The sequence below is a fragment of the Brooklawnia sp. genome (genome assembly GCF_049651565.1).
In the GTDB taxonomy this organism is placed as follows: domain Bacteria; phylum Actinomycetota; class Actinomycetes; order Propionibacteriales; family Propionibacteriaceae; genus Brooklawnia.
This window is the reverse complement of the sequence record NZ_JBASCI010000230.1, coordinates 1-11,457: the sequence shown is the minus strand read 5'-3', so window position 1 is coordinate 11,457 and position 11,457 is coordinate 1. Positions and strand designations below refer to the sequence as shown.

Annotated in this window: 12 protein-coding genes; 4 read left to right on the top strand and 8 right to left on the bottom strand. The window is 68.2% G+C overall.

Annotated elements, in window-relative coordinates; all coding sequences use genetic code 11:
* From WBL05_RS10880 to trmB, 7 genes are all read right to left on the bottom strand, one after another.
* A partial coding sequence (locus tag WBL05_RS10880; RefSeq protein ID WP_424225885.1) for a transglycosylase family protein occupies nt 1-1,092 on the bottom strand: 1,092 nt, incomplete at its 3' end.
* A 46-nt stretch (nt 1,093-1,138) separates the two neighbouring features.
* A complete protein-coding gene (locus WBL05_RS10875) occupies nt 1,139-2,260 on the bottom strand; it encodes a ubiquitin-like domain-containing protein (RefSeq protein WP_424225884.1) in 1,122 nt (373 codons plus the stop codon).
* A 213-nt stretch (nt 2,261-2,473) separates the two neighbouring features.
* Nucleotides 2,474-3,076, bottom strand: a complete 603-nt coding sequence (locus WBL05_RS10870; protein WP_424225883.1) for a superoxide dismutase — start codon at nt 3,074-3,076, stop codon at nt 2,474-2,476.
* A gap of 106 nt (nt 3,077-3,182) precedes the next feature.
* A complete protein-coding gene (locus WBL05_RS10865) occupies nt 3,183-3,374 on the bottom strand; it encodes a CsbD family protein (protein WP_424225881.1) in 192 nt (63 codons plus the stop codon).
* A 55-nt stretch (nt 3,375-3,429) separates the two neighbouring features.
* Nucleotides 3,430-4,068, bottom strand: coding sequence for a class I SAM-dependent methyltransferase (locus WBL05_RS10860; protein ID WP_424225879.1), 639 nt, complete (start codon nt 4,066-4,068; stop codon nt 3,430-3,432).
* Nucleotides 4,065-4,901, bottom strand: coding sequence for a tRNA pseudouridine(38-40) synthase TruA (truA, locus tag WBL05_RS10855; RefSeq protein WP_424225877.1), 837 nt, complete (start codon nt 4,899-4,901; stop codon nt 4,065-4,067). Before truA ends, WBL05_RS10860 begins: the two co-directional genes overlap by 4 nt.
* Nucleotides 4,898-5,635, bottom strand: a complete 738-nt coding sequence (gene trmB, locus WBL05_RS10850; protein WP_424225875.1) for a tRNA (guanosine(46)-N7)-methyltransferase TrmB — start codon at nt 5,633-5,635, stop codon at nt 4,898-4,900. The genes truA and trmB overlap by 4 nt, the downstream gene beginning before the upstream one ends.
* A gap of 35 nt (nt 5,636-5,670) precedes the next feature.
* On the opposite strand from trmB, the gene WBL05_RS10845 reads away from it, so the two are divergent.
* Nucleotides 5,671-6,087 carry a YccF domain-containing protein gene (locus WBL05_RS10845; protein WP_424225873.1) on the top strand — a complete coding sequence of 139 codons (417 nt, stop codon included), beginning with the start codon at nt 5,671-5,673 and terminating at the stop codon, nt 6,085-6,087.
* Nucleotides 6,088-6,149: 62 nt separating this feature from the next.
* Here WBL05_RS10845 and WBL05_RS10840 read toward each other — a convergent pair whose 3' ends face one another.
* A complete protein-coding gene (locus WBL05_RS10840) occupies nt 6,150-8,240 on the bottom strand; it encodes an elongation factor G-like protein EF-G2 (protein ID WP_424225872.1) in 2,091 nt (696 codons plus the stop codon).
* Between the two features lie 604 nt (nt 8,241-8,844).
* Here WBL05_RS10840 and rplM point away from each other — a divergent pair.
* From rplM to glmM, 3 genes are all read left to right on the top strand, one after another.
* Nucleotides 8,845-9,288, top strand: a complete 444-nt coding sequence (gene rplM, locus WBL05_RS10835) for a 50S ribosomal protein L13 (RefSeq protein WP_424225870.1) — start codon at nt 8,845-8,847, stop codon at nt 9,286-9,288.
* A 26-nt stretch (nt 9,289-9,314) separates the two neighbouring features.
* Nucleotides 9,315-9,836 (top strand): 30S ribosomal protein S9, encoded by a 522-nt coding sequence (gene rpsI, locus WBL05_RS10830; protein WP_424225869.1) that lies wholly within the window; start codon nt 9,315-9,317, stop codon nt 9,834-9,836.
* Nucleotides 9,837-9,919: 83 nt separating this feature from the next.
* Complete coding sequence (gene glmM, locus WBL05_RS10825) at nt 9,920-11,275, top strand: phosphoglucosamine mutase (RefSeq protein WP_424225867.1); 1,356 nt, start codon at nt 9,920-9,922, stop codon at nt 11,273-11,275.
* Nucleotides 11,276-11,457 lie beyond the last annotated feature (182 nt).

The following is an 11,457-nucleotide window of genomic DNA, read 5'->3' as shown; positions in this document are numbered from 1 at the left end:
GGCGCCCCAGCCCTGCGCGGCCAGCACCTTCTCGGCGATGGCGATCTGCTGCTCGCGGGTGGCCAGGTTCGCGGTCGGGGCGTAGGCGCCGCCGCCGTAGGCGGTCCAGGTGCTGGCGGCGAACTGCAGGCCGCCGTAGTATCCGTTGCCGGTGTTGATGGCCCAGTTGCCGCCCGACTCGCACTGCGCGATGGCGTCCCAGGTGCCGCCGTTCGAGACCGCCGGCGCCGCCGCCGACGAGGCCGGGGCGGGAGCCGGCGCGGCCTTGGTGCCCACGGTGACTTGCCGGGTGACCGGCTGACTGAGCACCTCCTCACGCAGGACCGTCCGGGACTCCTCCTCGCCATCGACGACGACGACCTCGTAGACGATGCTCTTCTCGCCCTCGGCGCCGGCCACGGTCACGTTGGTGGTGCCCTCGGCGAGGTTGGCGTCCTCGGTGGTCCGGGTCTCGTAGTCGATCCGCTCGGTCACCTCCTGCTCCGAGACCTCGACCCGCTGCACGGTGACCACCATGCCGGCGGTCAGCGCCTCACCCTTGTCCGGGCTCACCCGGTCGTGGACGCCGAGCTCGACGCCGGCCTCGTCCAACAGGGCGGCAACGTCGGGGGCGGCCGAGCTGGTCTCGATCTGTTCGCCGTCCACCTTGACCACCACGTCCTTGGCAGTGGTGAGGGTGAAGGTCAGGCCGTCGCGGCCCAGCGGCGTGGACCGGCTGATCGACAGCTGGGCGGCGCTGTCGTGCATGCCGATCTCGCGCAGCGCCTCCTCCAGGGTGGTGGCGGTGGTCCAGAAGGTCTTCTCGACCCCGTCGATGATGGCGGTCACCTGGCGGCCGTAGTTGACCGTTACCACGCTGCCGTCGGCGATCCGGTCGTCGGCGGCGGGGCTGATCTCGTCGTGCGGGCCGACGGTGATGTCGCGGGCCGCCAGGGCGTCCTGCACGGTGCTGCCCCAGACGGTGACCGCATCGCTCTGGCCGTCCACGCTGAGGACGATGTCCTTGTTCATGTGGCTGGCGAAACCGCCGAACCCGAGTGACGTGGCGGCAACCACACCGGCGGCCGCGATGGCGATTGGCTTCGTTATCAAGTCAGATTCCTTCTCAGTTCCAGTCGTGCTCGGTGGGCGGGGTTGCTCAGTACCAGCCGTTGGCGTAGCTGTGGGCCAGGGCGGCCTGCCAGCTGCCGTAGCGTCCCTTGACGTAGGAGTCGGCCCACTTGAGCGCGACCACCGGGTCGTTCCAGTTGGGGCCGAGCTTCGAACAGGGCAGCGACTGCACCAGTCCGCAGGCCCCGCTGCTCGGGTTGATGGCGTTGGGGTTCCAGCTCGACTCGCGCTCGATCAGGATCTCGACGGCCGAGTAGTCCGCCGGGGCGATGCCGGCGGCGGCCATCCAGTCGGTGCGGCTGCCGCCGGCGGACGCCGCAGCCGAGGCGGTGCCGACGGTGACTTCACGGGCGACCGGGTCGGTGATCACGTCCTCGCGCAGGACGGTGCGGGACTCCTCCTCGCCGTCGACGTAGACCACTTCGTAGACGACGTTCCTGGTGCCCTCGGTGCCCTCGACGCTGACCCTCTCGGAGCCGCGGGCGAGGCTGTCGTCCTCGTTGGTGATGGTCGGGAACCCGATCCGCTCTTCCTCGGACTCCTCGACGACCTCGACCTTGTTGACCGTCACCGTCATGCCCTCGGTGACCGCCTCGTGCACGCCCGGGTCGACCCGGTCGTCGGAGTCGACTGCCACGTCGTTCTCGTTCAGCAGGCTCTGGACGTCGGCGGCGGAGGTGCGGACGGTGATGCTGTCGTCGCCGACGGCGAGGGTGACGTCCTTGGGGGTGACCGCCGATAGGGTCAGGCCTTCGCGGCCGAGTGGGGTGGAGCGGGCGACCGACAGCCGGGCGTCCGTGTCGTGCAGGCCGATCTCGGCGAGCGCCTCGGCCACCGTGGTCGCCGTGGTCCAGAAGGTCTGCAGTTCGCCATCGATGATCACCGTCAGGGGACGAGCGAACTTGACGTCGACCACGCTGCCGTCAGAGATGGGGCTGCCAGCGGCGGGGCTGATCTCGTCGCGGTGGCTGAGCTCGAGGTCGTTCGCTGCGAGGGCGTCCTCGACCGTGCTGCCCCAGACATGCACCTGCTGCGACTGGCCGTCAACGGTCAGGGTGATGGCCTTGTCCATGGCGCTGGCGAGGCTGCCGAAACCAATCGATCCCACCGCGACGCTGCCGGCGATGAGTGCGATTACGGGCTTTTTCATCAGGTCTGTTTTCTCCAGGTCGACGGCTGCCTGGTGCGGCAGTACGAGCGGGGTTCAACTCGTGATGATCAGTCTAGATTGAGCCTGAGAAAACGCCAAGAGAAACTAAGAATCGGGGCAACGTCCCTAGTCAACGAACTTAGAAAGTTGTCAGAAATGAGAAGTGCCCCCGCCCGGGCTGGGCGAGGGCACTGCAGGGGTACGTGCCGGACGTTACCTGGCGGACGCCTTGGCGAACCGCTCGGCCACGTCGTTCCAGTTCACCACGTTCCAGAAGGCCTCGACGTAGTCGGCCTTCACGTTCTTGTACTGCAGGTAGAAGGCGTGCTCCCACATGTCGAGCAGCAGCAGCGGAACCGAACCAACCGGCATGTTGTTCTGCTGGTCGTAGAAGGCGAGGGTGTTGAGCCGGCCAGCGATCGGGTCGTAGACCAGGGCGCCCCAGCCCGAGCCCTGGATCGACTTGGCGGCCTCACCGAACTGCTTCTTGAAGGCGTCGAAGCTGTCGAAGTACTCGTCGATCGCGGCGGACAGTTCGCCGTCAGGACGCTCCGGCGCGTTGGGGGTCAGGTTCTTCCAGAACACGCTGTGGTTGACGTGCCCGCCGAGGTTGAAGGCGAGGTCCTTCTCGAGCTTGCTGATGGTTGCGAAGTCGCCCTTCTCGCGGGACTCCGCCAACTTCTCGAGGGCGGTGTTGGCGCCGTCCACATACGCCTTGTGGTGCTTGTCGTGGTGCAACCGCATGATCTCCCCGCTGATGTGCGGCTCGAGGGCACCGTAGTCATAGTCCAGGTCAGGCAACGTGTAGATGGCCATAGTCACAAACTTCCTCTCCGTTGGATCGTCCGATCAAAGTGGACCTGAGAAGGCCGGGTCCGCTACTGGCTGTAGCGATCCCCGGCCTCCGAATATTCCAAGGGTGTTAGCGCAGGTCGTCGCGGACGTCCTTGGCGGCGTCCTTGATGTCCTCGCCGGCCTGCTTGGCCTTGGCCTTGGCCTGGTCGGTCTTGCCCTCGGCCTGCAGGCTCTGGTTGTCGGTTGCGTCGCCGAAGCCTTCCTTCACCTTGCCGGCAGCTTCCTGCGCCTTGTTCTTGATGTCGTCGCCGAGACCCATAGGTTCTCCCTCCGTCGAAGGTGATTTCTTCAACCAAATGTACGGTGGCTCGGCGTCAGGCAGGGGGAAGATCTGTTGTTCCCACCCTGGAGGGTGTGGGATTTCGCTGAACGCGGAAGACCCTGAAGCCCTTCGAGGAGGCCACTCGATCGACTGCCCAGCCCTGCTGGGTCAACCAGCGCTGCAGCGAGTCGGCGCCCAGGTTCTTGCCGACCACCAGCCACCCGGTGCCGCCGGGACGCAGCCTGGGCAGCCAGGTCAGCAGCAACTCATGCAGGGCCGCCTTGCCGATCCGGATCGGCGGATTGGACCAGATCTCGTCGTACCCGTCGTCGGGCGACAGCTCGTCGGGACGGGCAGTACGCACCCGATCTGCCACCTGGTGCAGTTCGGCATTGTCCCGGGTCAGCTGGAGGGCAAGGTCGTTCACGTCGATGGCGTCGACCCGGGCGCGCGGGCAGGCCAGCGCCAGCGCGATCGCTATCGGCCCGAAGCCGCAGCCGAGGTCGAGCAGCCGCCTGCTGGCTGCGGGCGGTGGGGGAGCCGACCGGAGGAGCACCCGGGTGCCAGGGTCGAGGCGCGCGGCGCTGAAAACCCCCGGTGCGGAGACGAACTCCAGTTCGCGGCCCCAGATGGACGCCTGCACCCGGTGGCGCTGCGACCGGGCGGCGGGGGTCTCAAAGTAGTGGCTCATCCCGGCTCCGCATCGCACGGCAGTGCCCGCACCGCGCGGGCCTGGCTGGCGCGAGCGGCCAGTTCTTCGTCCGGCGGGTAGCCGACCTCTTCCAGGCACAGCCCTTCTGGACGCATGACGTGGACGTCGGCGTGTCTGACCGGGTGGGCGGCGACCCGTTCCAGCCAGCTGAGATCTCGCCGACCGGCCCCCACCGCCCACAGTGCCCCGACCAGCGACCGCACCATCGAGTGGCAGAAGGCGTCCGCCTGGACGGTGCAGGCGATGCTGCCGCAGGCGTCGTCCAGCCTTGCCACTGAGAAATGGGTGAGGTGCCGGATGGTGGTGGCGCCCTCCTTTCGGCGGCAGAAGGGGGCGAAGTCGCGCAGCCCGACCAACAGCCCGGCAGCCCGATCCATGACCTGCGGGTCGAGCCGCTCGGGAACCCGGGTGACGTGGTTGCGCAGCAGCGGGTCGGGCACCGAGTCGGCGTCCCACAGCCGGTAGACGTAACGCCGCCAGGTGGCGGAGAACCGGGCGTCGAAGCCGTTGGGTGCCCGGCTGACGGCGTTGACCGCCACGTCGGCGGGTAGCACGCGGGCGAGCCGGCGAGCCAGGTGGGTGCCGTCCCGGTCGGCCGGCAGGTCGACGTGGGCCACCTGCCCACGGGCGTGGACGCCGGCGTCGGTGCGGCCGGCCACGGTGAGTTGGGCGGGGGCTGCAAGCCTCAGCACCATGGTTATCCAGTGCTCAAGTTCGCCCTGCACGGTGCGCAGTCCGGCCTGGGCAGCCCAGCCGTGGAACGCCGCCCCGTCGTAGGCGATGTCGAGCCGCCACCGCACCGGGTCCTTCACGCCACCCTCCGGTAGCTGAGGTCGAGCACTGGGCGCCCGGCAGCCAGCCCGCGGTGCTCGAACTTCGTGAGCGGACGCCAGTCAGGGCGCGGCGCCCAGCCATCCGGGTACTCGCTCGCCAGCTCCCGCGTGGCGTCCAGCACCGCCCGCATCTGCTCGGCGTAGTCGGGCCAGTCGGTGGCGAGCAGCCAGCGCCCGCCGACGGTCAACCGGCTGGCGGCCAGTTCGGCGAAGGACGACGAGACCAGTCGCCGCTTGTGGTGGCGCTTCTTGTGCCATGGGTCAGGGAAGAAGGTGCTCAACTCGGCCACACTGTTCGGCGGGACGAGCCGCTGCAGGCCAGCCACGCCGTCCACCATCAGCAGCCGGACGTTGTCGATGCCCGCGGCGTCCAGTTTGCCCAGCGTGCTGGCCACCGCACGCTCGTACACCTCGAAGGCGACCAGGCAGGCGTCCGGTCTGGCCAGCGCGTTGGCGACCAGGGCGTCCCCGGTGCCGGGGCCGATCTCGACCACCAGCTGATCGACCGGGCGGCCGAACTCGGCCGACCAGTCCACCTGCGCGCTGGCGGCCACCGATGTGCTCAACTCGCCGTGCGGCACATCGATCAGGTAGCGCTGAGCGAGCCTGGCCATCGCGTTGTGCTGCGACTGGTTCATCCGCGGGCTGCGTCGCACGTACGAGACCACGCTGCTGTGCCCGGGGGAATCCCCCAGGTGGACGGATCTCGACATGCCCGTCAGCATATGCCCGGTGGCAGGATAGAGAAATGCGCACGCTCCTCAACGTCCTGTGGCTGCTACTGGGCGGCATCTGGCTGGCGGCAGCCTACTTCGTGGCCGGCATCATCGCCTGCCTGCTGATCATCACCATCCCGGTCGGGGTGGCGTCGTTCCGGATGGCCCGCTACGTGCTCTGGCCGTTCGGCACCCTGGTGGTGCGGCAACCGAACGCCGGTGCCGGCTCGGCGATCATGAACTTCATCTGGTTCATCACGGTGGGCTGGCTGCTGGTCGTGGTGCACGTCATCACCGCGCTCACCCAGGCGGTCACCATCGTCGGCATCGCGAACGCCGTGGTCAGCCTCATGATGATCCCGGTCACCGCGTTCCCGTTCGGCAAGGAACTGATCGACCGGGATGACCCACGCGCCCTTTACATGACCTCGCTGGTGCCGACCCGCTGACGCCCTGGACGCCAGGCGGAGGCCCGTCACGGTGACGAGCCCTCCGCCAGGTGAACCGTAGCTCAGGCGTTCATGTACTCCTGGGCGAGGTTGGTCGGCATGACCTCGTAGCCGTGGAACCTTCGGGTGAAGCTGCCCGAGCCACGGGCCAGCCCACGCAGGTCGATCGCGTAGCGGCTGAGCTCGCTCTGCGGCACCAGCGCCTTCACCGTCGACTTGCCGTTGCCGCCGGAATCGGTTCCCAGCACCTGGCCGCGACGGTTGCTCAGGTCGGTCATCACCGCACCCAGGTACTCGTCGTTCACCGTGACGTTCACCTCGTCGAGCGGCTCCAGCAGTGCGACCGTGGACGGGTTGGCCGCCTCCTTGAGAGCCAGCGCCCCGGCCGACTGGAATGCCATGTCGGAGGAGTCAACCGAGTGCGCCTTGCCGTCGAACAGCGTCACCTTGATGTCGACCATCGGGTGGCCGGTCAGGGTGCCCTTCTCCATCTGGGCGCGCACGCCCTTCTCGACCGACGGGATGAACTGCCGGGGCACCGCACCACCGACCACCTCGTCGACGAACTCGAATCCGGCGCCGCGCTCGTTCGGCTCGACCTTGATGTCGCAGACCGCGTACTGCCCATGGCCACCGGACTGCTTGACGTGGCGGCCGTGCGCGGTTGCGGGCTTGATGAAGGTCTCCCGCAGCGCGGCCTTGATCGGGTCGGCGGTGATGTTCACCCCGTAGCGGTCCTTCAGCCGGTTCATCAGCAGGTCCTGGTGGGCCTGCCCCATCGTCCACAGCAGCAACTGCTCGGTGCCGGGGGCGCGTTCCAGGCGGACGGTGGAGTCCTCGACCACCAGCCGCTGCAGGGCGCCGGCCAGTTTGTCCTCGTCGTTGCGGCTGGCCGCGCGGATCGCGACCGGCAGCAGAGGCTCGGGCAGCAGCCACGGTTCGACCACCCTGGCGGCGGAGGGGTCGCTCAGCGTGTCGCCGGTCTCGGCGGTGCCCAGCTTGGCCACCATCACGATCTCACCGGCGATGGCGACGTCCTTGGGCTGCAGTTCGACACCGTGCGGGGCGCTGAGCAGGCCGACGCGTTCCTGGTCGTCGTGGTCGCGATTGTCGCCCTCCTCACCGGCGAACTCGGCGCGGCGGCCGGCGACGTGCACGGTGGTGTCGGGACGCAGCGTGCCGTTGAAGACCCGGACCATCGACAACCGGCCGGCGTAGGGATCGGAGGTGGTGCGGATGACCTCGGCGAGCAGCGGGGCGTCCACCGAGATCTCGTCGGGTTCGACGGGATCGCCGTCGAGGGTGACGATGGTGGGCGCCTTCCAGCGCAGCGGGGTCGGGAAGCCGCGGTCGATGACGCCGATCAGTTCCTCGATGCCGACACCGCTGGTGGTGACGGGGATGACCGGGTGGAAGCTGCCGTGGTACAGCGCCTTCATCAGGTTGCCGACCACCTCGTCGACGGCCAGTTCGTCGCCTTCGAAGTAGCGCTCGAGCAGTTCGTCGTCCTCGGATTCGGTGATGATCGACTCGACGTACTCGGTGCGGAAGTCCTCGATTGCGGCCAGTTCGCCCTCGACCGCGGTGCGCCAGGTGCGCTCGCCGGAGGAGTAGTCGTGCACCTTGCGGCTGAGCAGCGACAGGTTGCCGACGATCTGGTCGTTGTCGCCGATGAACGGCAGGTAGGCCGGGTGGACGCCGGCTCCGAAGACCTCCTGGCACTGCTGGACGGTCTGCTCGAAGCTGGCGCGCTCGGTGTCGAGCTTGGTGACCACGATCGCGCGTGGCATGCCGACGCTGGCACACTCGCCCCAGAGGATCTGGGTGGTCATGTCGATTCCGTCGGCGGCGCTGACCACGAACAGGGCGGCGTCCGCGGCCCGCAGGCCGGCGCGGAGCTCACCGACGTAGTCGGGGTTGCCCGGCGCGTCGAACATGTTGATCACGGTGTCGTTGTTGGTGAACGTGGCCATCGTGAGGGCGGCCAGTCGTTCGGGGTCATCCTTCTCGCCGCGATAACCCGGGATACGGGCCTTGATCAGGTTCTCGAACAACGTGGTCTTGCCCGAACCGGCGGATCCGACCAGGACCACGTTACGTAGGTCTGCGGGGCTGGTTACCTTGGGTGCTTGGGTGCTCGTCTTTGAACTCATGCACCAACATTGCCCGCACAATCCAAGGGTCGCAAGCTTGTCCAGCGTTTCCCCCCGGGAGCCTGGGCCGGGCGGTCGGCAGATGAACCCGAGCCGCCCTGGTGCCGGTGCCCGGTGTCTTCAGCAGATCTCTTTGCCTCAGCGGATCTCTTTGCGTGATGCCACAGCAGGCAGACCTGCGGTTTCCGGTTTCGGCACGCTAGATGCCCGATCTGGGTCCTTGAATCGTTGAAAGTGGGTTTCAGCGTGCCACAACCGGAAAACCCAGGCATGCCGAGGGCGAGCCGGAGGGTGTGCTGCGCCTGCCAGAAGGCGCCGGGCGAGCCGGAAGGTGCCGGGTCTGCCGGAGGGTGTGCCGGGCCTGCCGGAAGGTTTGCCGGGCATACCGGAGGGAGTGCCGGGCAAGGAGGGGCCACCAAGGGGCAGCTGCCCCGCGCCCGCCGCTTTGACCACCGCCGACGCGTGGGTTAGGCTGAATCCCTGCCGTCCCCGCGCGGAGCGCACGTTGCTCCGGGTCCCAGGAAGAATGGGGGCGGCTGCTCAAGTGTGTTCACACGACGTCTCGTCGCGTGTTCCCGAAGAACAACCCGGAAGACGAAGAAACGTGACTACTTACAGCCCGAAGCCTGGTGAGGTCACCAGGAATTGGCTCGTCATCGACGCCTCTGACGTCGTGCTCGGACGCCTCGCCTCGACCGTGGCCAACCTGCTGCGCGGCAAGCACAAGCCGACCTTCGCCCCGCACGTCGACGGCGGTGACTTCGTCATCGTCGTCAACGCCAACAAGGTCGCCCTGACCGGCAACAAGGCCGCCGAGTCGATGCGTTACACCGTGTCCGGACGCCCCGGCGGGCTGCGCTCCCGGACCGCCGGCGAGCTGCGCGAGAAGGATCCGCGCAATCTGGTCGAGCGCGCCGTGTGGGGCATGATGCCCAAGAACAAGCTCAGCCGCGCCCAGATGCACAAGTTGAAGGTGTACGCCGGCCCCGAGCACCCGCACGCCGCGCAGCGTCCGCAGCCCTACGAGATCACCCAGGTCGCGCAGTGAGCGCGCAGAACACCAAGGATTCCAACGTGTCCGAAACCCAGACCGAGCTCGAAGCCACCGAGACCACTCCGTTCGTCGACGAGCAGAACCGCGAGATCGCCTATCGCGCTGACTCCGCCACGTCGGCCCAGGCCGCGTCCACCAGCCGTCCGGCTGTCGTCGCCCCCGGGCAGGGCACCGGTCGCCGCAAGGAAGCCATCGCCCGCGTCCGCCTGGTGCCCGGTAACGGCCAGTGGTCGATCAACGGCCGCACCCTGGAGGACTACTTCCCGAACAAGCTGCACCAGCAAGAGGTGAACGAGCCGTTCGTCACCGCCGGGCTGGTGGGCTCCTACGACGTGATCGTCCGGATCGCCGGCGGCGGCACCAGCGGCCAGGCCGGTGCGGTCAGCCTGGGCATCGCCCGCGCGCTCAACGCCATCGACGCCGAGGCCAGCCGTGCGGCGTTGAAGAAGGCGGGCCTGCTGACCCGCGACGCCCGCATCAAGGAGCGCAAGAAGGCCGGCCTCAAGAAGGCTCGCAAGGCCCCGCAGTACTCCAAGCGCTGACCAGCGCCCGATTCGGCAGCCGACCAACCGTTCGGGGTGGTCGGCTGCTGTCGTCTCCGCCGATGCCGCTACGCTGATCGTTCATGGCGAGACTTTTTGGCACCGACGGCGTGCGCGGCGTCGCGAACAAGGAACTGACTGCCCAGCTTGCGATGGATCTGTCGATCGCGGCGGCCCGCGTCCTGGGTGAGGCCGGGGCGTTCCATGGCAACCGGCTGCGCGCGATCGTGGGTCGCGACACCCGCATCTCCGGCGAATTCCTCTCCGCTGCGGTGGCCGCCGGCCTGGCCAGCGCCGGGGTGGACGTGGTCGATGTCGGTGTGGTGCCGACACCGGGGCTGGCCTTCCTGGTCAACGACCAGGACAGCGACCTCGGCGTGATGCTGTCGGCGTCCCACAACCCGATGCCTGACAACGGCATCAAGTTCTTCCAGCGCGGTGGGGTCAAGCTCGACGACTTCCTGGAGGACCAGATCGAGGAACGCCTCGGCCAGCAGTGGCAACCCCCGACCGGCGCCGGCGTCGGCCGTATCGACGCGCAAACCGGTGAGGCACTGGTCCACCGCTACATCGACTCGCTGGTCGCCAGCCTGGGCGAGATCCGGCTGGCTGGCCTGAAGGTCGTCATCGACGCCGCCAACGGCGCCGCCTCGCTGACCGCGGTACCGGCGTTCGAGGCGTCCGGCGCCACCGTGACCGGCATCAACAACACCCCCAACGGCCTCAACATCAACGACAACTGCGGGTCGACCCACATGGGCGGGCTGCAGGCGGCGGTCGTCGAGCACGGCGCCGACCTGGGCATCGCGCTCGACGGCGACGCCGACCGCTGCCTGGCGGTGGATGCCGAGGGCAACCTGGTCGACGGCGACAAGATCATGGCGATCCTGGCGCTGCACCTGAAGGCGCAGGGCAAGCTACACAACAACACCTTGGTCGCCACCATCATGAGCAACCTCGGCCTGTTCAACTCGATGCGCCAGCACGGTATCCAGGTCGAGCAGACCCGGGTGGGCGACAGGTACGTGCTGGAGGCGATGGCGGCCGACGGGTTCACCCTCGGCGGCGAGCAGTCCGGGCACATCATCATGAGCGAGTACGCCAACACCGGGGACGGGGTGCTGACCGGGCTGCAGCTGGCGGCCTGCATGGCGTCCTCCGGGCGCACCGCGGCCGACCTGGCCTCGGTGATGACCACCATGCCGCAGGTGATGATCAACGTCCCCAACGTCGACAAGATGCGGGCAGCCATCGACCCCGAGATCAACCAGGCGGTCACCTCGGCCAACCGTGAGCTCGGCGATGGTGGACGCGTGGTGCTGCGCCCCTCAGGCACCGAACCGCTGGTGCGGGTGATGGTCGAGGCGACCACCCGCGACCAGGCCCAGGGCGTGGCCCAGCGGTTGGCCGACCTGGTCGCCAGCAGGCTCGCCTTCTAGCCGGGCCAGCATCGTGGACTGCCGGCCGGCTCAACGGCGAACCGGTCGGCAGTCGTCCTAGGAGACTGCTGAAGAAGGCGTGTTTCAGTTTGGGATGAGCGGGACGGGCGGGTCGCCATCACTTTGGCCGTCGGAGCGGCTCTGGTAAGTCACAGCGCGTGGCTGGACACGAGGTCGACCCG